This window comes from Celeribacter baekdonensis (genome assembly GCF_003047105.1).
Lineage (GTDB): Bacteria > Pseudomonadota > Alphaproteobacteria > Rhodobacterales > Rhodobacteraceae > Celeribacter > Celeribacter baekdonensis_B.
Window position 1 is genome coordinate 236,567 of sequence record NZ_CP028475.1, and the last position, 23,273, is coordinate 259,839.

Below are 23,273 nucleotides of genomic sequence, written 5' to 3' on the forward strand. Positions count from 1 at the left end.
ACCCTTAATGCGCGGCAGACAGGCCAACGGTCAACAGGTCCGCTGCGTGTTTCCAGGTCTCTGGATCATCAGACATGGTGCGCGAGGCCTCAAAGGCGATGCTGTCGGCGACGGGCGCACCTGATCCGGTTTCAACCCCGGCGGCGATGCTGGCCAGCTCTTCTTTGAGGGCCATAGGATCGTCAACATCGCCTGCCAAAAGGTGATCGCGGATTTCGATCAAACGGGTCATGTGGCTGTCCAACGCACCATCATCGGGGCGGGTTTCGATATAGGTGCGGATCGCCCAAGCGGCTTTTTGACCCAGGATTTCGCCAAAGGCGGGCATTTTGGTGACGCCGTTTTGGGTCATCCCCAATTGAAACCGCTCCACGAACCATTCATCGCCATATTCTGCGGCTTCAAGATAGCGCAGATCGGGGGCAAGGCCGCCGGAGACCGCACCAAGACCATGACAGCGGGCGCAGTTTTGGTTGAACCCGGAGGAGCCGATTTCAATGGCTTTAAGCCAAACCTCTTCACCGGCAGCTTCGGCACGATAAGGGTTTTCGATCAGCCAATCGTCCCCCTCCACGCCAACATCGGGTAGCATATCGGTGTTGACCGCCTGTGGGGTGACATCGCCATGGGCGAAGGCGGAAGTGGCGAGTGTGGCGGCGGTGAGCGCGGCAAGCAAAGCAGTGCGTTTCATGTGATCCTCCCAAGTTTCCCAATCAATATCGCTGCAGCTGCAACAGGCGCTATTCGACCTTGGTGCAACTGTCGAAACCGTCATGCGACCTTGGTCCCATTTCGGTCGAGCCGGAGCCGAATTTAAGGTGAGAGCACGGGAGGACGACAATGACACATATGCGGCGCGCGATCCGTGTGGCGGCGTTTGGCATGCTCTGTGCGCTTTGTGCGCAGGCGGGTGTCCAGGCGGCTGAGTTGGATCTGACGGTTGGTTATTTGCGGCTGGAAGAGCCTGCGCATCCGGTGCTGTCGGGCTTGGATCCGGTGCCCGCGCGGCGTGGTATTGAGGGCGCTGAACTTGCCATTTCCGACAATCAAACAACGGGCGGGTTTTTAGGGCATTCCTATGCGTTGGATGTGGTCAGCCTTGCCCCGGAGGCCGATGTGTTGGCGGCGGCGCAGGACATGTTGGCCCATACCCGCGTTGTGGTGTTGGACATGACGGCTGAGGCGGCTTTGGCTGTGGCGGATTTGGCCGAGGCCAAGGGCGCGATTCTGATCAATGCGGCCAGTGGTGAGGCGGCATTGCGCGGGGCGTCGTGCCGCGCGAATCTGCTGCATACGGCGTTGGAAGACGGTATGGCGGCGGACGCGTTGATGCAGGTTTTGCTTAGCAAACGCTGGACCAAACTGGCGATGATTGTGGGACCGACCGACGAGGATAGGGTGCGGGCGCAAACGTACCGTCAGGCGGCGCAGAAATTTGGGCTCAAGATCGTCTCAGAGGCGACATGGACCTTTGACAGCGATCTGAGGCGCGCCGCGAGCCGCGAAGTGCCGTTGCTGACCCAAGGGTTCAAATCCCACGATGTGGTGTTGATCGCCGACGCCCATGACGATTTCGCCCGTTACATCGAACACAACACATGGGAGCCGCGTCCGGTGGCGGGCGGCGGCGGTTTGACCGCTGTGGCTTGGGCGCCGGTGATCGAACAATGGGGCGCGGCACAGCTTCAGGCGCGATTCACCGATCTGACGGGGCGCGTGATGACGTCGCGCGATTACGCGGCCTGGGCGGCGGTGCGCGCCGTGGGCGAGGCGGTGACGCGGACCGGGAGCACGGAGGCGGCGGTGCTGCACGATTATCTTTTGTCTGATGGGTTTGAATTGGCCGGGTTTCAGGGCCGCCCTTTGAGTTTTCGCAATTGGAACGGCCAGATGCGCCAACCCGTGCCCGTGGTCAACGCCCACGCACAGGTGGCGGCAGCGCCATTGGACGGGTTTGAACACCCGCGCAACCCTTTGGATACGCTGGGAACAGATCAGGCGGAAAGTGAGTGTCATGCGTTTGGAGAGTAAGATGAAAGTGATATATGCGGGGCTATTGGCCGCCTGTTTGGCACAGCCGCTTGCCGCTGCCGAGATTTGGGTGAGCAATGAAAAGGACGACACCCTGTCGGTGATCGACATTGACACTTTGGAGGTGATCCGCACGCTCAAAACCGGTGAACGCCCACGTGGAATCACGTTTAATGCAGATTTCACAAGGCTTTACATCTGTGCCTCTGACAGCAACGCGGTGCAGGTGATGGACCCGGAAACGGGTGAGATCTTGTTTGATCTGCCTTCGGGGAGGACCCGGAACAATTCGTGCTGCACCCGGACAATCGCCACCTTTGGATCGCCAATGAGAATGATGCCGTGACCACAGTGGTCGATGTCGAGACGCATAAAGTGGTCACGCAAATCAACGTTGGGATTGAGCCCGAAGGCATGGCGGTCTCACCCGATGGCAAGACGGTGATCACCACCTCCGAGACCACCAACATGGCGCATTGGATCGACACCGAGAGCCACGAAATTTACGCCAACACGCTTGTCGATGCCCGTCCACGCCATGCCGAATTTGTCAAAGACGGAACCGAGCTTTGGGTCAGTTCGGAGATCGGCGGGACAGTTTCGGTGTTTGACGCGGCGGATCAGTCAGAGATCGGAAAAATCCATTTTGAGATCAAAGGCGTGCACCCCGATTTGATCCAGCCGGTGGGGTTTGAACTGACCCCGGATCAAAAGACCGCTTTTGTCGCGCTTGGCCCGGCCAATCACATCGCCGTGGTCAACACCGAGACGCTTGAAGTCGAGGACTATATCCTGACCGGGCGGCGGGTCTGGCACATGGCCTTTAGCCCGGATCATCGACTTTTGTTCACCACAAACGGGGTGAGTGGCGATGTGACGGTGATTGATGTGGCCAAACGGGAGGCGATCAAATCCATCAAGGTTGGGCGGTTTCCCTGGGGCGCGGTCATGCGTCCGTGATCGGACAAGTGAGGTGTTGAGAGACGGCAAAAATACAAACAGGAGTTTTAAAATGCGTTTTCAAATTTTAGCGGCAGCATTGATCGCAGCCACCCCGGCCTTGTCCGATGACGATGGTGATAAACCCAGTTTCGGCATGGCGGGTATTTTGTCGGCCAGCAATTCCGAAACCCTGCCGCCGATCCTTTTGTCTGCGGGCCAACCCTTGGCCGACGCCCCGTTGCACCTCAAATCCGGCACCTCCTACGAGATTGAAATCGAAGCTGACGGATCGCAAGAGCTTGGCCTTGTGGGGGCGGGATTTTTCCACGCCATTTGGATTGATGAGATCGTCATCGAAGGCATTGAAATTCGCCCCTTGGGGGTCGATAGCGTTGAATTTGACGAGGCGGGGGTGATGGAAATCAGCTTTGTCGCGATCAAGCCCGGGACCTATGATCTCCATGTGCCGAACGCACGTGGCGATTTGCAACGCCTTGAAATTACAATCGAATAGGAAACCCTATGGCCGGGCTTGTCGTTGATCACATCACCCATCGCTACGCAGGGCGGGCAGATCATCCGCCCGCTTTGGATCAGGTGAGTTTCTCGGTGGAGCCGGGCCAATTTTGCGCGCTTTTGGGGCCAAATGGCGCAGGAAAATCAACGCTTTTTGGCATCCTCACCCGGCTTTTCGCGCCCAAATCGGGCCGGGTCGAGGTCGCGGGATATGACATGAGCCACACGCCGCTCAAGGCCCTGGCGCGCATGGGCGTGGTGTTTCAACAGCCGACGCTCGACCTGGATCTGACGGTCTGGCGCAACATGTTGTATTTCGCGGGTCTGCACGGGATCACCGGACGCGCCGCCAAACTGGCCGCCTCTGAGGCGCTGGAGCGGCTGGCGATGGTCGAACGCGGTTCGGAACGGGTGCGCGATCTCAACGGCGGGCATCGGCGGCGGCTGGAAATTGCCCGCGCTCTGATGCACCGGCCCGAGGTCTTGTTGCTGGATGAGCCGACGGTGGGATTGGATGCGCAAACGCGGGCGGATTTGGTCGCCCATGTGCATCAATTGACGCAAGAGAGCGGGCTGGCCGTGCTATGGGCGACGCATTTGACCGATGAAGTTTGTGCGCAGGATGGGTTGGTGGTGCTGCATCGGGGCCGGGTGATTGAGCGCGGCGTGGCCGAGCAGGTCGGGCCGGAGCTGACCGAACATTTCCTCGCGCTCACGGGCGGGTTGAGCGGCGAAAGACAGCCCGCATGAGCCATTATGTCAGCGCCCTCATTGCCATTTGCCACCGCGAAGCGCTGCGGTTTTTCGGCCAACGCGCCCGGATGATCGCGGCTTTGGTGCGGCCTTTGATGTGGCTTTTTGTTTTTGCGGCGGGGTTTCGCGCGGCTTTGGGCCTGTCGATCACGCCGCCCTATGAGACCTATATCAGCTATGAAACCTACATCGTGCCGGGGCTTTGCGCGATGATTTTGCTGTTCAACGGCATGCAATCTTCGCTGTCTTTGGTGATGGATCGCGAGATGGGCACGATGCGGCTTTTGCTGACCGCGCCCTTGCCGCGCTGGTGGTTGTTGAGTTGCAAACTGGTGGCGGGGGCGGTGATTTCGGTGCTGCAAGCCGTTGTCTTTTTGGCAATTTGTGCCCTCTACGGCATCCGGTTTTCGCCTATGGGCTATGTCGCGGTCTTGCCTGCGATGTTCCTCTGCGCGCTGATGGTGGGGGCTTTGGGGATCGCGCTGTCCTCGACCATCCGCAGCTTGGAAAACTTTGCGGGGGTGATGAATTTCGTGATTTTCCCGATGTTTTTCCTCTCCACAGCGCTGTACCCGCTTTGGAAAATGGCCGAAGCCTCTGAGCTTTTGTGGTGGATTTGCGCGATCAATCCGTTTTCGCACGGGGTCGAAACGATCCGGTTTGCACTTTACCTCAAGGCCGACCCTTTGGATTGGGCCATCACTTTGGCGGCTGTGATGGTGTTTATGGCGCTGGCGCTGTGGGGCTATGATCCGGGCAAGCGGACGATGGGACGCAAGGGTTAAACGCGCCCTGGTCGTAGAAAATCCGCCACTTTGGTCGGATGTGATATGATCGCGTGCTCTGGCAGCATGGGCGTGGGAGGATGCAACATGAGATCTGCAATTTTAGCGATGGCGCTTGTCGCAGCGACACCCGTTTGGGCCGAAGATTTGGCTGAAGATTTCGCCATGGAACTTGGCCCTGACACCGAGGTGACAGAGCAAGGCACACTCAATCCGCATGAGATGTCGATGGCGCAGGTGATGGAAAGCATTCGCAACGGCGACACCGGGATGGTGATCTGTTCTCAGGGCTATTTGGTGACCAAATCGGGCCGTCACGAGATGGCGCGCGAGCTGTTTGAGCAGTGTGCCGAGAGCGGCTGGACCGGGGCGATGACATGGATGAGCCAACTCGATGATCGCGGTTTGGGCGGGCCACAGGATTTGGAGGCCGCAGCAGAGTGGAACCGCAAGGCAGCAGAGGCGGGTGATCCGGTTGGCAAATTCAACCATGGGCTGGATTTGATGCGTGGCTGGGGTGTGGCGCGCGACGAGGCGGCAGGGCGCGCAATGGTCGATGAGGCGGCGCGGGACGGTTTGGATGTGGCGCAGCGGCTGCAAAGTGCGGAGTATGATTTGGATGAGGTGACGCCGGATGCGGATGAATGGCGCTATTTGAACCTGTTCTAAGGCGCACTCTACGACCAAGGTCGTAGCCGGGGTGCGACCAATGTCGGGGGGCTTTGTTGATGTGCATCAACATCTTGGGCGGCAGAACGGGCGATCTTAGTGGCGAACATGCCATAGGAGACCGCCATGAAAGCCATTCGATTTTCCCCCAGATTTGCCATTGCTCTGATCCCCGCAGTCTTTGCCACAACGCTGGGCGCATCTGCCGTTGCAGGCGAATATGACGCGATCAAAACCGCCGCTGGGGCAGAGTTTTTTGACAAGGAATGTCACCGCTGTCACTCGGTCGATGCAGACCGCGCCAGCTACGGTCCGTTGTTGACCGGGGTGATTGGTCGCAAAGCCGGTAGCTTTGAGGGCTACCCCTATTCTGAGGCCCTGAAAAGCGCCAATTTCACTTGGACCGCAGGTGCGATCCGGGCATGGATGGAAGACAATGACGGTTTGGTGCCGGGCACGAAAATGCGCCATGTCGGCGTCGATGATGCCACAGTTCAGGATTTTATCGTCACCTATCTGGCGTCGATTTCCGAATAATTCGCGTTGTTTAATCGTGCTTTGATTTAAGAGGGGTCGGCGGTCTGCACCTGTGCGGGCCGCCCAAAAAGGGTCAACACCCGATCACACAGTCGTGCCGCCTCTTTCGGGTCGTGGGTGACCACAATTGTGGTGGTGACATGATGTGCGCGCAGGGTCTCAAACAGGCGCATCATCTCATCGGCGAGCCTCGGGTCCAGCGACACAAAAGCCTCATCCATAAGCAACAAATCGGGCGCCGCGGCAAAGGCGCGGGCCAAGGCCAAGCGACGCTGTTGGCCCAAGGAGAGCTGACCGGGAAACAGATCGGCATGATCTGAAAGCCCCACCTGCGCCAACCATTGCCGCGCTTTTGGCGCGTCGATGCGGGTGGTCAGGGTGAGGTTGTCCAAGGCGCTGCGCCATGGCAACAGGGTCGGCTCCTGGAACACGGTGCTGATGCGCTCTGGGCGCTCGCAACTGCCGTCATAGTCGGAATGCAGCCCGCAAATCACCCGCAGCAGCGTCGATTTGCCGACGCCGGAGGGGCCAACGAGGGCAAGGGAGGCACCGGGCGCGATCGAAAACGAAATCGGCCCGAGAATCTGTTGACCCCCGGCATGGGCCGAGCGCAGATCCACATGGACCCCTCCATGCACACCCCCGCTCGGGCTTGCCTGTGGGCGCGCGGGAGCGGGAGCATTGGGTCGGATGATCGGCATAAGCTTCATGTGCCGGGATGGTAGAATGTGCCTTCTGGCAGCGTCGTGGCTTGGCCCACCAAATCCGTGCCGCCAAGTTGCGCCATCAGATCGAGCATCTTGGCCGCATCTGCGTCAGACACCGGACCCTTTGGTGGAATGCCGTCGATCCATCCGGCTTTGAGGGCCGAAAATTGCGCATCGGTTTTGACATTCATTCTTGGGCGCAGGCGATCCCAGGCGGCGTCATCCGTGGCCAAAAGCTCTTTGGCCTGACGTGAGGCGGCGGCCAGTCCGGCGACCAATTCGGGGTGGTTTTTCAACACTTCACCGCGCACAACATAGCCCAAAAGCGGTGTGTCAGGATTTAGACCAAGCGCCACGGCGGCCTCGGAGGTGGAGGCCAAGAGCCGCATCCCGGCGGCGTCCATTTTGGCACCGAAATGCCAAAAATTAATCGCGCCGTCCAACTCGCCGGATAGGGCGGATTTAAAGATCAGCGGCGGTGCGCCGTAGACCTGTTCGGTGTTGGCCGCCAGATCAAGCCCCTCAGTCTGGGCTGCAAAGGCGCGCAGGATCAGCCAACTTTTGTCATTCGGCCCGCCAGCGATGCCAATTTTGCCGCCTTTGAGATCGGCAATGGTTTGGGCCGGGCTGTCTTTGGGCACATAAAGACCACCCACGGCTTTGGAATAGGGGATGAAAACGTAATCCTTGCCTTCGGCGCGTTGGGCCGCAACCCAGAGCCAATCGGCAACGATCATATCCACTTCGCCCGCTGCCAATGCGACACGTGAGGCGGGGGAGCCGGCGACATCAAGCGCCTCAAGGGCAAAGCCCTGAGCGGTATCGAAGCCGTTATGTTGGATGGTGTCCACCTCCCAAGCGACGGTGCCGGACATTTGCAGCGCGGCTTTGAGTTTTGGCAGGTCTTCGGCTTTGGAAGCGCCCGAAAAAGCGGCGGTTAAAGCCGCAGCGGTGGCAAGGGCTGCGAGGCCTTTGGTGAATTTGGTCATGGTTGATCCTCCCTCATGGCAGAGTAGGAGCGGGCAGGCGTGGCACAAATACGACCAAAGGATGGGAAATGGCCCCTAGGTCGCATGGCCCCTACGACCAATGGCCAATTTCGGAGGGGGCCTCGCTTTGGCGATCATTGGTCAGGCTTTATCTGCGCGGGTCCAAGAGGGAGCGCGCGTCTGGTCATCCATGGGAGGAAAACACATGAACAGGTTTCTATCTGCTGCATCTGCGGCTGTTCTGGCGTTCGGTCTTGCGGGGGGCGCCTTGGCGGGCGTCACCGAAGAGGACCTGCTGAACGACGCAAACACACCGGGCGATATTTTGACCAACGGCATGGGGCGCGATCTGCAACGCTATTCGCCGCTTGAAACGCTCAACAAAGAGAACGTGAAAAACCTTGTTCCGGCATGGGCCTTTAGCCTTGGTGGCGAAAAGCAGCGCGGGCAAGAGACCCAGCCTTTGGTGCATGACGGCATCATGTATGTGACGGGGTCCTATTCGCGCCTTTATGCGATCGACATGACCAACGGCAAAGAGATCTGGCAATATGACGCCCGTCTGCCCGAAGGCATTTTGCCCTGCTGTGACGTGATCAACCGTGGCGGCGCGATCTATGGCGACAACATCTATTTCGGCACGTTGGACGCACGCATCGTGGCGTTGGATTTGAAAACCGGCGATGTGAAATGGAACAAAAAGATCGCCAACTACAAAGAAGGCTATTCCTACACAGCCGCGCCTTTGATCGTGAACGGTCTGGTCATCACTGGTAACTCCGGCGGTGAATTTGGCATCGTCGGCGAAGTGCAGGCACGCGACGCGGAAACCGGTGAAATGGTTTGGACACGTCCGGTGATCGAAGGTCACATGGGCACGCTCAATGGCGAAGACTCGACCATGACCGGGACACTGAACGCAACCTGGCCGGGCGATATGTGGAAAACCGGCGGCGGGGCAACTTGGCTCGGTGGCTCCTATGACGCCGACACCAACACGTTGGTCTTTGGGACGGGCAACCCGGCACCGTGGAACTCGCATCTGCGCAACGCGGGCACACCTGTTGAGGGCAACACGGGCGATAACCTTTACGCCGCATCGCGTTTGGGCATTGATCCGGCCACCGGCGAAATCAAATGGCACTTTCAAACCACGCCGCGCGAAGGCTGGGACTTTGACGGGGTGAACGAGGTTGTGGCCTTTGTCGACAAAGACGGCAACAAACGCTTCGCCACCGCCGACCGCAACGGTTTCTTCTACGTGTTGAACCGCGAAGACGGCGCTTTTGTGAACGCAACCCCGTTTGTCTCTGACATCACCTGGGCCAAAGGGATTGATGAAACCGGTCGTCCGATCTACGTCGAAGAGGCCCGTCCGGGCAACCCGCTTGAGGCGGAAAAAGGCGAGATGGTGTTCTCGGTTCCGTCCTTCTTGGGGGGCAAAAACTGGATGCCGATGGCACACAGCCAAAAGACCGGCATGTTCTATGTGCCGTCGAACGAGTGGGGCATGGACATCTGGAACGAGCCGATTTCCTACAAAAAAGGCGCGGCTTACCTTGGCGCGGGTTTCACCATCAAACCGATCTTTGAAAGCCACATCGGGTCTTTGAAAGCGATTCAGCCGGAAACCGGCGAGATCAAATGGGACTTCCAAAACGAAGCGCCGCTTTGGGGTGGTGTGATGACGACGGCTGGCGGCCTCGTGTTCTTCGGCACGCCTGAAGGGGAATTCATCGCGCTTGACGATGAGACCGGTGAGAAACTCTGGTCGTTCCAAACCGGCTCCGGCATCGTTGGTCAGCCTGTGACCTTTGAAATGGACGGCGAACAGTATGTCACCGTTGTGTCCGGCTGGGGTGGTGCGGTTCCGCTCTGGGGTGGTGAAGTGGCCAAAAAGGTCAACTATCTGAACCAAGGTGGCACGGTCTGGACCTTTAAATTGCCGAAACAACTGGCCATGGCGAACTGATCTCAGTCTCTTAAATCGGTGCTGAGGCACCTCTGGCCCCGCTGCGGTTCTGTGCCGTGGCGGGGTTTTCTTTTGCGCTTATGTGCGGCGCTTATCAGAGGTCTCGCGGCAAGGTTTTGATCCGCGGCTGATGGGCCAAAATGTCGGTTGAGGCAAGAGCGTATGTCCGCATGTTTGACGTGCCAGAGGTTGCGCGAAAGGCGTCATAGCCAAGGCCGAGCGCGACAGGTTTGGACCCTGCGGGGACACCAGATCGCGCCACGAAGAGACGCGAGGTGCAGCATGATACATCTGAGGGGATAAGTGGCAGTCCATAGGGGAATCGAACCCCTCTTTCCAGGTTGAAAACCTGGCGTCCTAACCGATAGACGAATGGACCGCGCTTTTGGTAGGCGGCTAATTAGACGGCATGACGCCGAAGCGCAAGAGGGTTTCGAGACAATTTTGCGATTTTCTTTTGCGGAGGACGACCGGCCAGACAGAACGGCAGTCACAGGCGATTTGGGGCGCTGTCTGGCGGACTTTGGCTGAGTGGAATGGGGGTTGACTGAAATCAGTGTTCTGAGGCGTGGAACAGGTCAGAATGATCTCAAGCTGCGGGCAATGCCGCCTTGAGTGAGTGGAGGATGTGATGGCACACCAGATCAAAACGACGCCCCCCAAAGTCAATGCCCCTCGGAAACCTGCGGCCAAAATGGCTTTGGTGAAACCGGGTGAGGCGCGTGACAAGGGGGCTGCGACCCCAAGGTCTTTGGGGACGCCCGAGCGCGACACGGATCAGGATTTCAACGTCTATAACGTGATGGACAAGGCGGCCAATGCCGCGTTGGCGCGGGTGACTATGGGCATTGCCCCCTCGGCTCTGGCTGCGGCTTGGGCGGATTGGCTGACCCATCTGGCAACCGCCCCCGGCAAACAATTGGAACTGATCGAGAAGGCCGGGAAAAAGGCCTCTCGCCAGATGCAATATGCCGGGCGATGCCTGTCGGGGGCTGACGTGCAGCCCTGTATCGAAAGCCTGCCACAGGACCACCGGTTTCGCGATCCGTCTTGGCAAGAATGGCCGTATAATATGATGTATCAGTCGTTTTTATTGCAACAACAATGGTGGCACAACGCGATGACCGATGTGCCGGGCATGACGAAACAGCATGAAAATGTGATGGCGTTTTTGGCGCGTCAGGTGCTTGATATGATGTCGCCATCAAACCTGCCGCTGACCAACCCCGAGGTTTTGCAGGCGACGCTGGCGCAGGGGGGCATGAACCTTGTGCGTGGGGCGCAAAATTTTGGCGAAGACATCAAGCGCTATGTGACGAAAGAAAAATCACCCGAGGCCGAGGCGTTTCAACTTGGCCGCGATTTGGCGACCAGCCCGGGTCAGGTGGTCTATCGCAACCGCTTGATCGAGCTGATTCAATATGCGCCGACAACGGATCAGGTTCATCCCGAACCGATCCTGATCGTGCCCGCATGGATCATGAAATATTACATTCTCGATCTGTCGCCCGAAAATTCGATGGTCAAATTTCTGACCGGGCAGGGGTTTAGCGTGTTCATGATTTCTTGGCTCAACCCGGAGGCCGAAGACCGTGATCTGAGCATGGAGGATTACCGTGCGATGGGCATCATGGAGGCCTTGGACGCGGTTCAGGCGATCACCGGTTCGGATCATGTGCATGGGTTGGGCTATTGTCTTGGCGGTACTTTGCTGGCGATTGCGGCGGCGGCGATGGCGCGCGATGGCGACACGCGGTTTGACACGCTGACGTTTTTGGCCGCGCAAACCGATTTCACCGAAGCGGGCGAATTGACCCTGTTTATCAACGACAGTCAGGTCAATTTTCTCGAAGATATGATGTGGGATCAGGGTTATTTGTCGACCGAACAGATGGGCGGTGCCTTCCGCCTGTTGCGCTCTGCCGATCTGATCTGGTCGCGCAATGTCCATGATTATCTGATGGGTGAGCGGATGAAGATGTTTGATCTTCTGGCGTGGAATGCCGATGGCACGCGGTTGCCCTATACAATGCATGCGCAATACCTGCGCCAGTTGTTTTTGAACAATGATCTGGCCGAAGGGCGCTATGAGGTCGCGGGCAAACCGATTGCGATCTCCGACATTCGTGCGCCGATTTTTGCGGTCGGCACCGAGGATGACCATGTGGCCCCGTGGAAATCGGTTTATAAATTCCACCGCTTTGCCGACACAGATGTCACCTTTGTTCTGACCAATGGCGGGCACAACGCCGGAATCGTCACCGAACCCGGCCATCGGGGCCGTCATTTCCGCATGGCGACCACAGCGTTTGATGCGCCGTTCCGCGATGCGGATGAGTGGCAAGAGGCGGTGGCCCCGCAGGAGGGATCATGGTGGACAGCGCACGCGCTGTGGTTGAAAGAACGCTCCGGCCCGCTGGGGGATCTGCCAGCTATGGGGCGTGCAGAGGCGGGCTATGCGCCGCTCTGTGCGGCACCGGGGACCTATGTGCTTCGGGCGTGAGGGGCCTGTGGTTCAAGTGTGATCCAGCACGCCCCCAACAAACAGCATCGCCGGGACAAAACCCCGGCGATGACAGTTTGAGTGCCTTAAATGGCGCGTCTGATCGCCCGAACCGGACGTGCGCTTAGTTCGGCAAAGATTTCATCGCATTCGCGGCCACAATCATCGGGCGAAAGGTGAACACGTCGCGGGTGGTTGCGTCGACATCGACCTTGACCCAATGCACGTTCGGGGAGCCAAATGTCTGAACACGGGTGAAATTGGCCAACATGTGGGATGCGTTCGGCAGCGGCTTGTCCATTTTAAAGTAATGGGTGTCGCCATGGACCAAAACGACTTGGCCGTCGAAGGCTTCGGTCTGAGCCATCAGCGCGTCGAGGAAGGCGGCATAGCCTTCTTTGCCCGACAGGCGGCTTTCGTCGTCATCCTCGGTCTCAGGAATGTCAAAGCCCATGTCAGCCTGAAGCACGATCATGATGCCCATGTCACCGGCGTCTTTGGCCATGGCAAAGGACTCGGTCAGCCAGGCGATGTTTGCGGCATCGCGCTCTTTGTACTCCGCGTTGTCAGCGGCACATTGCTCTGCGGTGCGTTCGCTTTTTTTGGTACAGGCCGCGTCATCGACGACCATGTTGTTGTTGGACCCCGGCACGTTGAGGCCCACAAACATGGCCCCATCACGGCTGTAGCGGGTGTTCTCGGCATAGGCTTCGCCCGGTGTGCCTTGGTGCTCAACCGGCATCTTGGTTGCGCCAAAGGTGTCGAGGGTGTTGAACATCGTCTGGCGGATATGGCTCAGGCGCTCAAGGTTGTCCCAGCCACCGTTGTTGGTGCGATGACAATCGGTCCATTCGTTGTCGCCGGGCACATAGATGACCGGGGCGCTGAGGCTGTCAAACATGGTGATCGCATCGGTATAGATCGCATCGGTGCACTCAGAAGACCCGTCTTTGATATCACCATCATACATGGAAAAGGCGATGTCTGAGGCGTTGATATCCGCGATCAGCGCGGGAATAAACGGGGCGTCATCGGCCTTGGCATAGGGCATGTCGCCCCAAAGGCCCATGGAAAACGGGTCGGCAGAGGCTGCGCCAGCCATCATCATGCCGCAGACACTGACGGTCGCGAGCAACCGGGAAACGGTCATCATTTTGAGATCTCCTTTGAACGCAGCAAAGCACCGCGCAGAGGCTCTCTAATACGAGGCTGTGAACCTGTCGTGACAGAGGGGCGGACAACCGAAACGTCAACACGACAGCCAAACGGCGCAGCGCAGCGATGGGAGATAAGATCGGGATATGGGGAAAGTGGCAGTCCATAGGGGAATCGAACCCCTCTTTCCAGGTTGAAAACCTGGCGTCCTAACCGATAGACGAATGGACCGCGCTTGGTGTGAGCGGGTGTTTAGACGGGCAGCCGCGTAGGCGCAAGAGGAATTTTGCGCATTGGCGGCAGAATCTTACAACTTGGTGACAGCGAGGATGCGTCACGCGGGCCATCATGCCCGAGCCGCGTCCTCAAGGCGCAATTGCACCGATTGCCGCCCGCCCCAAGTGTTGATTTCAAGCCGTCCAGCCAAATGGAATCGCGCACCACCATGGGCCTCAAGCGCCGGACCCAGAGCGCCATCATACGCGCCAAAACAAATCGCCTCCAAACGCGGTCCCAGACCGTCGGAAAAGCTGATTTTCAGGTGGCTTTCGCCAATGCGTCGGGCGAAATGGATGGCACAGGACGGAAAAGCAAACCGCGGGGCAGGGGCGGCGGCCCCAAACGGCCCTGCGGCCTCTAACCGGGTGATCAGATCAATCGTGGCGGCACCGGGCATGAGCATCCCGTCGAGTTTCAAATCCGCAGGCCCGCCGTCGCCCGCGCCCTGTTTGGCGAGCAATTCAGACAGGCGTTCCATCGCGGGTTCCAATTTGTCCCGCATCACGGTCAAACCCGCCGCCATCTTATGGCCGCCGCCTTTGACCAAAAGCCCCTCAGCCGCCAGTTTTTGGATCGACGCGCCCAGATCGACGCCCGAAATAGAGCGGCCAGAGCCTTTGCCCTCATCGCCGTCAAAGCCGATGACAATGGCGGGGCGGTTGGAGGATTCTTTCAGGCGCGAGGCGACGATCCCAACCACGCCGGGATGCCAACCTTCGCCTGCGGCCCAGACCAGCGGACCGTCAAGTCCGCGGGCCTCAGCCTGCGCAAGCGCCGCCTCGCGCACGGCGTTTTCAATTTCGCGCCGCTCGGTGTTGAGCTGGTCCAGCCGTTCGGCCAGCGCCTGTGCCTCATTTGGGTCTTGGGTGGCCAAAAGCCGCGCGCCTAAATCCGCCGCACCGATCCGACCACCGGCGTTGATCCGAGGCCCTAACAGGAAACCCAGCGAATAAGAGGTCGGGGCGGTGTCCATCCGGGCCACATCGGCAAGCGCGCGCAATCCGATGCGATGCCGCCCGGCCATGACCTTTAGCCCCTGACGCACCAGCGCGCGGTTGACACCAATCAGCGGCGCGACATCGGCAACGGTGGCCAGTGCGACAAGATCAAGCGCGGCCATCAGATTGGGGCCTTTTTGGCCTTCGGCGCGCATCAGCCGGTTGACCTCAACCAGCATCAAAAACACCACAGAGGCGGCGCAGAGATGGGCCAGGTCGCCACTCTCATCTTGCCGGTTCGGGTTCACCACGGCAACGCATTCGGGCAGTGTCTCTCCACCCAAATGGTGATCCAAAACGATCACATCCGCGCCTTTCGCCGCCGCAATGGGCGCGTGGCTAAGCGTCCCGCAATCGACGCAAACGATCAGATCGTGGTCCTGTGCCAGCGCCGCCATGGCCGGTTCATTCGGGCCATAGCCCTCATCAATCCGGTCGGGAATATAAAGCGTCGCCTGATGCCCCATGTCACGCAACCACGTCAGCAACAGCGCCGCCGAGGTGCCGCCATCGACGTCATAATCGGCAAACACCGCAATGCGTTGTTGGGCTTTCAGCGCGACCAAAAACCGCTCGGCGGCTTTGCCCATGTCTTTCAATGTCAGTGGGTCGGGCAAAAGGTCCTTGAGCTTCGGGTCCAAAAACCGCTCTGCCTCTCCGGCGGTTACGCCCCGCCGTGCCAAGGTTTGACACAGGGCAACCGGCAGGCCGGTGTGCTGGGCCAAGGCCTCCGCCTGACGGATCAGATCATCGGTGGGACCAACCCAGCGGCGGGCGGTCAAAGAGGTGGTAACATCAAGAAAATCGCTCATGGCTGAGCTTATCGCCCATGCCCAAGCCAGTTGCAAATACTAGCGGTCGGGCACAAGCAAAAGGCGGCCCCAAAGGAGCCGCCTGTCTGAAACATCTGCGAGCAAGGCTCGGGCGTGATCTTAGAGCTGGTGCGCGTTCGAGATCGGGTTGCGGTAGGTCATGTGACGCACCGAGCCGGTTTTGGACCGCATCAGAATGGTTTCTGTGGTCAAATAGCCCGGCTCGCGTTTGATGCCTGACACGATAGAGCCATCAGTCACGCCAGTTGCGGCAAAGATCACATCGCCGGTGACCAGTTCGTCCCGCGAATAGATTTTGTCGAAATCGGTGATGCCGGCTTTGGTGGCGCGGCCGCGTTCGTCGTCGTTGCGGAACAAAAGCTGACCCCACATCTGACCGCCCATGCATTTCAACGCGGAGGCCGCCAAAACGCCCTCTGGGGCGCCGCCAGAGCCCATATACATGTCGATGCCGGTTTTGGCCTCGGCACAGTGGATCACACCGGCGACATCGCCATCGGTGATCAGGCGGATCGACGCGCCCGTGGCACGCAATTCGGCGATGAGGTCTTCGTGGCGGGGACGTTCAAGCACACAGAGGTTGATCTGGTTCGGACGCACGCCTTTGGCCTTGGCCAGCGCTTCAACGCGTTCGGTCGGGGACATGGCAAGGCTGATCACGTCTTTGGCGTAGCCCGGCCCAATTGCCAGTTTGTCCATGTACACATCAGGGGCGTGCAACAAGGTGCCGCGCGGCGCCATCGCGATCACGGTCAATGCGTTGGGCATGTCTTTGGCGGTCAATGTGGTGCCTTCGAGCGGATCAAGGGCGATGTCCACGGCTGGACCTTCGCCGGTGCCAACCTCTTCGCCGATGTAGAGCATCGGGGCTTCGTCGCGCTCGCCCTCACCGATCACAACAACGCCTTTGATGTCGAGAGAGTTGAGCTGTTCGCGCATGGCGTTCACGGCGGCTTGGTCAGCGGCTTTTTCATCTCCGAGGCCGACGAAATCGGCGGAGGCGAGGGCGGCTTGTTCGGCGACACGGGCGAGACCGAGCGACAGCATGCGGTCATAAAAAGCGATGGGTTTCGACATGGGATGGTCCTTTTTCGACGGACGGATTGGATGGTCCCCCCCTCATGACCATATGTTCATCGGCGGGGCAAGGTGAGCGCGCATCTGTGTGCGCTAACAGGCAATTGTTTGCGCTAACTTATTGGTGAGACGTAACAAAATTACGTCAACTTGTCGCAATCCGCCCCGTAGATAGGCAGTCACCGCGTCGATGTGGCGGGTCTGGCGACAGAGCGGGCCAAGAGTAAAAAACCGATCATTGCCGCATTCAGGATATGCCACATGAAATGTGTCCCCATGGGCCACGAGTCGCAAAACGCCATATCAAAGGTCCGAAATGCCAGAGAGGCAAGAAAGGTCGCGGCGGCGGTCAAGACCCAGGGCGTTTGCGGCAAATGCAACCGCCATGATGCTCCGGCAAAGACCAGCAAAGCGATCAGCGCGGGAGCATATTGACCCGTGCCATTGAGCGGATCGGTGGCATTCGCATCGGTGGTTTCGCCGGTGGCCATGAGACCCAATACGGCGAGGGTGGCGGTGGAAATTAACGTGGCCGCAATGATTTTATAGCGCCGGGATTTGCCGCGCTCCGTGGTCAGGGTCGCATAGACATACAACCCGACAAAGCCCCAGATCGGCACGGTGTCGGCCCATTCTGACCAACGATTGGCGAAGGTGTGAAACAAAAACGAGCCGAGCCCAATCAGCGCGCAGAGCCCGATCAACACCGCAGTCATCGCTGAGATCAGCCCACGCGCCCGCATCATCTGCCAGATCAGCAGGGCGACGAGGGGAAAGGCGGCATTGGACAGGGCGTTGAGCGGTTCGGCCCAAAAGGACGGGTCGAGCCGCTCGCAGTAAATGTCGACAGGGGTGTTGAGCGCCTGCCAGATCGACATGGATCACACCGTTTCAATACGGATCGCGACCGGTTCAGAGGCCAAAACGCCGGTTTGCGACATGCCCTCCAATGCCACATCCAAGGATTTGCGCGAGGTGGCGTCGGTGACGATCAACACGGGCGCGACCTCTGGATTGGCCTCTTGGCCATATTGGCGCATCCGGTCGATGGACACACCTGCGTCCCCCAAGGCGGCGGCGATTTTCGCCAAAGCGCCGGGTTTGTCGAGCAAGGACATGCGCAAATAATAGGGCGCAGGGGTTGCGGCGACGGCAGGCGTGGATTTTTCCAGCACATCGGCGGGGACGCCAAAGGTCGGAATGCGTACACCGCGCGCAATGTCGATCACATCGGACATGACGGCGGAGGCGGTGGGGCCCATGCCCGCACCTGCGCCGCGCAGCACGATTTGCCCAACCTCATCGCCCTCAAGCACCACCATATTGGTGGCATTTTCCAACTGACCCAAAGGTGAGGTGGCGGGGACAAGGCAAGGTGTCATGCGCTGTTCAAGGCCGCGCCCGGTCATCTGTGCCACGCCCAAAAGTTTGATGCGAAAGCCCATGTCGGCGGCGTGGTGAATGTCTTCGATGGTGATGCGTTCGATGCCCTCTAGCACCATGTTCTCAAAATCGACCTGCGTGCCAAAGCCGATAGCGGCCAGCAAGGCCAGCTTGTGACCAGCGTCGATGCCACCCACATCCAGCGTCGGGTCGGCTTCGAGATAGCCAAGCGCCTTGGCCGCGGCGAAGACTTCGTCATAGGACAGGCCCTCGTTTTCCATCCGCGTCAGGATGTAATTGCAGGTGCCGTTCATCACGCCGACGATGCGCTCGATGCGGTTACCCGCAAGGCCTTCGGTCAGCGCCTTGATCACTGGAATACCACCGGCGACGGCCGCCTCATAGCGCAACACAGCGCCCTTGGCTTCGGCGCGCAGGGCAAGGTCTTGGCCGTGCAGCGCCAGCATGGCTTTGTTGGCGGTGACCACGTCTTTGCCCGCCGCCAAAGCGGCCTCGGTTGCAGCCTTGGCGGGGCCGTCGGAACCGCCCATCAATTCGACAAACACATCCACATCATCGCGCAGGGCCAAAGCGACCGGATCGTCTTCCCAAGCGTAATGGGACATGTCGATGCCGCGATCCTTGTCGCGCGAACGGGCGCAGACGGCGGTGACAACGATAGGGCGCCCGGTGCGTTGGGCCAAAAGATTGGCTTTGCGTTGGATGATTTTGATCACCCCCACACCAACGGTGCCGAGACCCGCAATCCCGAGGCGTAGGGGGCGGTTTTGGAAGGGGTTTTCGGCATAGGAGGCTCCGCATCACTAAAGAAGAATATGTGCGCTCTGATAGCTGTGAATGAGCTAAGGTGCAACTGTGATGGCGGCGGCGAGGTCACAGGGTTTGCCGCCTGTCAGGATGGGGCCGACGCGTGCCGAGATGTGCGGTTAAGAGGGGGCGTCTGTGCGGGCAAGAGCGGCCAGCAGGCGGGCACGCTCGGCCTGTGTCAGGACTGGGGTTCTGGATAAGGCGCGACCCCGCGCGGCCAGCGCGGCGGCCCTTTGTGCCAGAGCCGTGGCGGCCTCTGCGCCAGCCTCGGTTGCGGGCGGTGTGGCACTGAGCGTCGCTGAACTCAACAGGCTTGGCCAAGCCTGAGTTGCATCAACCGGCGCGACACGCCCCGATAGGTCTGGACGATTGGCACAGCCAGAGAGGCCCAAGAGCGCGGCGGCCAAAGGCAAGGCCACATAAAAAGAGCGAAAGGGGCGATGGCGCAACATGATCGGCAGGGTCCGTTGGCAGGATAAACTATGTTTGCTTACCTTGCACCGTGCTTCGGGACAAGATGGCTTTCCGTTGTGCGGCTTTTGCGTTACAGCCTTTTGCACGTCACCTGAGGTCAAAAGGTCCAGCGTCTCGCACGGGTGTATGTCGTTTGGTGGGTCCATCATGAGAGGGCCTTCTGAAGCCCTGAAAAAAGCCCCAACAGGAGCATCCATATGTCCGATTTCATCCTCCTCCCGTCCCCCGCCCGACGTGCGAGTGCCGCGGCAATGCTGGTCGCATTGGGGGCCTTGCTTGTCTGGATCGCGGCGCAGCCTGAAGCGGTCGGGATGGGGTGGATTGCCTTGCTTTTGGCGATGGCCGTGTTGGCCTTTGCCTTTGCGTGGCTGGTGTGGCGGGCAACCGGGCGCGGTTTGGTTTTGACCGAAGAGGCTCTGATTGAGCAGGGCGGCCGGGTTTTGTGTCGGTTGGACGATATTTCCGCCGTCGAACGCGGCACGTTTGCCTTCAAACCCTCAAACGGCTTTATGATCCGATTGAAAACGGGCCCGGATCAGACAGCATACCCGCGCGCGTGGGTGCCGGGTCTGTGGTGGCGATTGGGGCACCGGATCGGGGTCGGCGGGGTAACCCCCGCAGGCCAAGGCAAAGCGATGGCCGATGTGATCGCAGCACGCATTGCAGGCGCAGGGCGGATCGACTGAGCCATTGAGCTGAGCCGTGATCCGCCTCCAAGCGATCAATAATAATATCTATTATATTTGCGCGTGCCGCTGCCTTGATCCATGTTGGGATCGTCGGTGGTGTCTGTGTTTGACGACCCCGAAGATGTCGTGCCGTCATCAAACAAAACCTGTGTTGCAAAGCGGGGTTTGGTGGTGATTGTGTCGGCAAAAGACAATTGTGCGCCCAAGCCCACATCGAACAGTGGCGCCCAGTTGCGCACGGTTTCGACCAAAAGCACCTCTTCCCCATTCGCCAAAAGCGGTAGGCGGTTTTCGACGCCAGACAGGCTATCCCCGGTCAATGCCGAGAAATTGCCCACGGCGTAGGACCACACGAGGCTGTAGGTCCCGTTGCCATCGCTGTCGACCGAAAACTTGACCTCAGAGACACGCATGTCGATGTTGCCGGAGTTGTTGAGAAAACGATAGAGATCCGCCGTCCCATTGAGAAAGGTCGGGGTGACCGGGTCGGTTTGCCGCGAGAGGTAATCAGAGATCGTATAATTGGCTTTGTTGGCCTCTGATTTGGCCTGAAACGCGGTGAAGAACGTGTAACAAAACACCAATGAGAATAGGATCAACGGGGTCATGATCACGGCTTCGACAGACCATGTGCCTTGGTCGTCGCGTTGGTAGCGACGGGCAAAAGACAGCAGATGAGTGCGCAAGGATGTCATGAGCATTCCGATCATGTGTTGGGTTCGTTGACGAAGCCTGCGGTGGACACCATCGCATAGCCAGAGCCCGGCGTGCCTTCCAAAGCGGCCCCAAGCCAAGTGGTTGGGAAAATCGGATCGACGTTCACACAAGCGCGCACAAGCATCAGTTCATTTTCACCGCCGTCACTAAACGTGGTTGCGGGGGTGATGTTTTGGTTCCTGTCAATGCACTCCGCGATATAGGCGGGGCGCACAAAATTATTTGCATCCACGGGTTCAAGTGCGATGTGCAGGTTGTCTTCACACTTGCGGACATAGCGCGCATAGGTGCAAACCGCCGTCTTGAGCGATGACAGCGTGACATTTGAGGCTGTGCCAAGACGGATATCGCGCACAGCAAGGTCAAGCCCCCGGTCCAGCATGGAGGAGGAGACCGTGTAATACCCGATCTCATAGCTGCCCATCATCAGGAACGCGAACACCGGAAAGACGATGACAAATTCGATTGTCGAGCTGCCAGTTTCGCCGCGACGATAGCGCCGCGACAGGCGTCTTAGGGCGGATAAAGCACTCATTCGACCAACCTCAGTTCCGTTACCTTTGTGGCGATTGCAGCAAAAGCGTCGGCGATTTCCAAACCATCCACATCATAGTAATGCGACGGAGAGGAGGCGCAGGAGATCAGCACATCTTCGGCGTCGCTGGGGGCTTCGAACCCGATGGTAAAGATCAAAACACCGTTGTTTTTGGCCGCAGTACAGATTTTGTCCAGACGCGCGTTCTTGGTGGAGCCGCTCACGCCAACGCGGGTGGCACCGGTCCAGAAGTAATAGTCATTGGCGCTGCCGGACGCATAGTAGCGGGCATAGGCATGGCTTTCGACGGTGAAGCGTTTCCACACTTCGGGCCATGTCAGTAGCGTGGCGTTTGAGCCACCATAGACGGCGCTGTAGTAATTTCGGCTTTGCGGTTCATACCATTGGGTTTCATACCAGCAGGAATAGTAGCTGCATTTCCTTTTGCTGATCGGGAAAGAGACCTTGCCATCGGGGGCAAGATAGATATCCGAATTGCCGGAGCGGTAATTTGAGGGCATGTAATATTGCGTGGTGTTCACACCATCGGTCATCACCACCATCACTTTGAGGGTCGAGCCAGAGTTCGCTGTTGGGCGTCCCGACATGGCGGAGGACACTTCGCCTGTGCTGATGAGCGCGGCGGTCAGAGGGGCGGCGGAGGTATCAAGCAAAGCAGCCCCCCATTTCACGCCGACATCAATGGAGGTGTTGCCGTCGGCTTGAAGGCCGCCGATTTTGCTTTGCACATCAGCAAGCGAATTGGAGAACGGCAGGATGCGGTTGTAGCTGTGGGGGTCACAGACCTCAAGCAGGGTGCCTTTGTTGAAGTCATTGTAATACCACGGGTCAAACGCCACTGTTTGTTGGTAATATTTGGACCCGGCATAGTCTTTGGGTTCGATGTTCGTGGTTTCGAAATCGCTTTCGGTGAAGTTCAGGCAATAGGAATTGTCATGCGTATCCTCGACGTTGAATTCCGACAATATGGTCGGGCCCGCGTTCACCTGAGTGGAGTAGGGAACAACGGACATCGAAACCGTGTCAGGCGCGGAGTTGTCGAAAATGGTCTTGGCAAAATCTTTGCCTGCGAGGGCAAGGTTGCCAATCCGGTTTGAACTGTTCATCGAGTTCGACACATCAAGCACAAGCGAGATTTCGAGATTGGCCAGACCCTGTTCAGCAGTGCCGTGGCTTGCCAATGTCAGGGTGTCGACGGCGGCGAATTTCATGAAATAGGTCGGAATGTCGGCGGACACGGTTGCGGTCACGCGTCGGCCTTGGCCGGACACTTCGGTTTTGACACTGCTCAGATACTGCGACAGGCCGGCCTTGGCGAAATAGTCTTCGACCACCACGTCGGGATCAAAGGTGTTTTCAAGGTTGGCAGCGGCCAGCACGGCGCGATCAAGGGTGTTTTGGAGCTCGGTTCTTAGGGTTTCATGGCGCACGATGTCGACGCCAATCCCAGCCAGAACCATCACAATGACAAAAGTGAACAGGCCGAACACAGCCAGAGAGCCATGTTCCTCACGGGCATAGCGGTCGGGCTGCGGCAAACGCAACCGAGAGAGCATGCGTACAGACTGCCCCAAACGCTGTGGCGCTGAGGTGAGGCTATAAAATATGCCCTTCGCGGCACCATTTTGCGCCGTTCCAAAGGACCGCTGTGTACTCATATTTCCTACAGCGATTTCATCGCTGCGATCAAAACCTTGCATGACACCATCTTTTCATCAAAGCGGTGCCCCCATTTCCCAGTTTGATAGAGAAAGGCCGGAATTTTCCGTGCTTTGTACAATCCCTATCCAGAGCATGTTGATCCTGCATTTTCTTAAAGTAAATAGAGGATTGCTTTGCCCTGATATGGTCACAAAGGTCGCGGATCAAAGCGCTTTTAG

Annotated in this window: 21 protein-coding genes, 2 tRNA genes and 1 pseudogene; 10 read left to right on the forward strand and 14 right to left on the reverse strand. The window is 58.6% G+C overall.

What is annotated here, in order from left to right:
* Positions 1 to 4 precede the first annotated feature (4 nt).
* Complete coding sequence (gene pedF / locus DA792_RS04525; RefSeq protein ID WP_107718478.1) at positions 5 to 691, reverse strand: cytochrome c-550 PedF; 687 nt, start codon at positions 689 to 691, stop codon at positions 5 to 7.
* A gap of 149 nt (positions 692 to 840) precedes the next feature.
* Here pedF and DA792_RS04530 point away from each other — a divergent pair, with 149 nt between their 5' ends.
* The 7 genes and pseudogenes from DA792_RS04530 to DA792_RS04560 all read left to right on the forward strand — a co-directional run bounded on the left by DA792_RS04530 (position 841) and on the right by DA792_RS04560 (position 6,233).
* Complete coding sequence (locus DA792_RS04530; protein WP_107718480.1) at positions 841 to 2,031, forward strand: ABC transporter substrate-binding protein; 1,191 nt, start codon at positions 841 to 843, stop codon at positions 2,029 to 2,031.
* 1 nt (position 2,032) lies between these two features.
* Positions 2,033 to 2,991: pseudogene (locus tag DA792_RS04535) on the forward strand (YVTN family beta-propeller repeat protein).
* 52 nt (positions 2,992 to 3,043) lie between these two features.
* Entirely contained in the window at positions 3,044 to 3,487 is a 444-nt protein-coding gene (locus DA792_RS04540) for a hypothetical protein (RefSeq protein ID WP_107718482.1), read from the forward strand.
* Positions 3,488 to 3,495: 8 nt separating this feature from the next.
* The gene (locus tag DA792_RS04545; protein WP_107718484.1) at positions 3,496 to 4,239 is read left to right on the forward strand and encodes an ABC transporter ATP-binding protein; all 744 of its coding nucleotides are present in this window, start codon (positions 3,496 to 3,498) and stop codon (positions 4,237 to 4,239) included.
* Positions 4,236 to 5,027 carry an ABC transporter permease gene (locus DA792_RS04550; protein WP_107718486.1) on the forward strand — a complete coding sequence of 264 codons (792 nt, stop codon included), beginning with the start codon at positions 4,236 to 4,238 and terminating at the stop codon, positions 5,025 to 5,027. The genes DA792_RS04545 and DA792_RS04550 overlap by 4 nt, the downstream gene beginning before the upstream one ends.
* A gap of 87 nt (positions 5,028 to 5,114) precedes the next feature.
* On the forward strand, positions 5,115 to 5,696 hold the full coding sequence (locus DA792_RS04555; RefSeq protein ID WP_107718488.1) for a tetratricopeptide repeat protein: 582 nt from the start codon (positions 5,115 to 5,117) through the stop codon (positions 5,694 to 5,696).
* Between the two features lie 126 nt (positions 5,697 to 5,822).
* Positions 5,823 to 6,233, forward strand: coding sequence for a c-type cytochrome (locus DA792_RS04560; RefSeq protein ID WP_107718490.1), 411 nt, complete (start codon positions 5,823 to 5,825; stop codon positions 6,231 to 6,233).
* Between the two features lie 26 nt (positions 6,234 to 6,259).
* Here the strand turns inward: DA792_RS04560 and DA792_RS04565 are convergent, their stop codons facing one another.
* Together DA792_RS04565 and DA792_RS04570 are read right to left on the reverse strand one after the other, a co-directional pair.
* The gene (locus DA792_RS04565) at positions 6,260 to 6,853 is read right to left on the reverse strand and encodes an ATP-binding cassette domain-containing protein (RefSeq protein ID WP_254679353.1); all 594 of its coding nucleotides are present in this window, start codon (positions 6,851 to 6,853) and stop codon (positions 6,260 to 6,262) included.
* A gap of 86 nt (positions 6,854 to 6,939) precedes the next feature.
* Complete coding sequence (locus DA792_RS04570; RefSeq protein ID WP_107718492.1) at positions 6,940 to 7,929, reverse strand: ABC transporter substrate-binding protein; 990 nt, start codon at positions 7,927 to 7,929, stop codon at positions 6,940 to 6,942.
* Between the two features lie 205 nt (positions 7,930 to 8,134).
* On the opposite strand from DA792_RS04570, the gene DA792_RS04575 reads away from it, so the two are divergent.
* Complete coding sequence (locus DA792_RS04575) at positions 8,135 to 9,901, forward strand: PQQ-dependent methanol/ethanol family dehydrogenase (protein ID WP_107718494.1); 1,767 nt, start codon at positions 8,135 to 8,137, stop codon at positions 9,899 to 9,901.
* A 304-nt stretch (positions 9,902 to 10,205) separates the two neighbouring features.
* Here the strand turns inward: DA792_RS04575 and DA792_RS04580 are convergent.
* Positions 10,206 to 10,280 (reverse strand) — tRNA-Glu (locus DA792_RS04580).
* A 252-nt stretch (positions 10,281 to 10,532) separates the two neighbouring features.
* Here DA792_RS04580 and DA792_RS04585 point away from each other — a divergent pair.
* Entirely contained in the window at positions 10,533 to 12,404 is a 1,872-nt protein-coding gene (locus DA792_RS04585) for a PHA/PHB synthase family protein (protein ID WP_107718497.1), read from the forward strand.
* Between the two features lie 124 nt (positions 12,405 to 12,528).
* Here the strand turns inward: DA792_RS04585 and DA792_RS04590 are convergent, their stop codons facing one another.
* From DA792_RS04590 to DA792_RS04620, 7 genes are all read right to left on the reverse strand, one after another.
* Complete coding sequence (locus tag DA792_RS04590) at positions 12,529 to 13,557, reverse strand: hypothetical protein (RefSeq protein WP_199908113.1); 1,029 nt, start codon at positions 13,555 to 13,557, stop codon at positions 12,529 to 12,531.
* Between the two features lie 158 nt (positions 13,558 to 13,715).
* A tRNA-Glu gene (locus tag DA792_RS04595) sits at positions 13,716 to 13,790 on the reverse strand.
* 115 nt (positions 13,791 to 13,905) lie between these two features.
* The gene (gene recJ / locus DA792_RS04600) at positions 13,906 to 15,648 is read right to left on the reverse strand and encodes a single-stranded-DNA-specific exonuclease RecJ (protein ID WP_107718499.1); all 1,743 of its coding nucleotides are present in this window, start codon (positions 15,646 to 15,648) and stop codon (positions 13,906 to 13,908) included.
* 120 nt (positions 15,649 to 15,768) lie between these two features.
* On the reverse strand, positions 15,769 to 16,746 hold the full coding sequence (gene glpX / locus DA792_RS04605) for a class II fructose-bisphosphatase (RefSeq protein ID WP_107718501.1): 978 nt from the start codon (positions 16,744 to 16,746) through the stop codon (positions 15,769 to 15,771).
* A 179-nt stretch (positions 16,747 to 16,925) separates the two neighbouring features.
* On the reverse strand, positions 16,926 to 17,624 hold the full coding sequence (locus DA792_RS04610) for a ceramidase domain-containing protein (RefSeq protein ID WP_107718503.1): 699 nt from the start codon (positions 17,622 to 17,624) through the stop codon (positions 16,926 to 16,928).
* A gap of 3 nt (positions 17,625 to 17,627) precedes the next feature.
* Positions 17,628 to 18,866: a homoserine dehydrogenase gene (locus DA792_RS04615; RefSeq protein ID WP_439099381.1), complete on the reverse strand. Its 1,239-nt coding sequence runs from the start codon at positions 18,864 to 18,866 to the stop codon at positions 17,628 to 17,630.
* Positions 18,867 to 19,076: 210 nt separating this feature from the next.
* Positions 19,077 to 19,409, reverse strand: coding sequence for a hypothetical protein (locus DA792_RS04620; protein WP_107718507.1), 333 nt, complete (start codon positions 19,407 to 19,409; stop codon positions 19,077 to 19,079).
* Between the two features lie 219 nt (positions 19,410 to 19,628).
* Between DA792_RS04620 and DA792_RS04625 the strand changes: the two genes are divergently transcribed.
* Positions 19,629 to 20,117, forward strand: coding sequence for a hypothetical protein (locus DA792_RS04625; protein ID WP_107718509.1), 489 nt, complete (start codon positions 19,629 to 19,631; stop codon positions 20,115 to 20,117).
* Positions 20,118 to 20,152: 35 nt separating this feature from the next.
* Here DA792_RS04625 and DA792_RS04630 read toward each other — a convergent pair whose 3' ends face one another.
* Genes DA792_RS04630 through DA792_RS04640 form a run of 3 tightly spaced genes read right to left on the reverse strand, consistent with a single transcriptional unit; the run spans position 20,153 to position 23,093 of the window.
* A complete protein-coding gene (locus tag DA792_RS04630; protein WP_159075165.1) occupies positions 20,153 to 20,815 on the reverse strand; it encodes a TadE/TadG family type IV pilus assembly protein in 663 nt (220 codons plus the stop codon).
* Positions 20,816 to 20,826: 11 nt separating this feature from the next.
* Positions 20,827 to 21,372 carry a TadE/TadG family type IV pilus assembly protein gene (locus DA792_RS04635; RefSeq protein ID WP_107718513.1) on the reverse strand — a complete coding sequence of 182 codons (546 nt, stop codon included), beginning with the start codon at positions 21,370 to 21,372 and terminating at the stop codon, positions 20,827 to 20,829.
* Positions 21,369 to 23,093 carry a TadE/TadG family type IV pilus assembly protein gene (locus DA792_RS04640; RefSeq protein ID WP_107718515.1) on the reverse strand — a complete coding sequence of 575 codons (1,725 nt, stop codon included), beginning with the start codon at positions 23,091 to 23,093 and terminating at the stop codon, positions 21,369 to 21,371. The genes DA792_RS04635 and DA792_RS04640 overlap by 4 nt, the downstream gene beginning before the upstream one ends.
* Positions 23,094 to 23,273 lie beyond the last annotated feature (180 nt).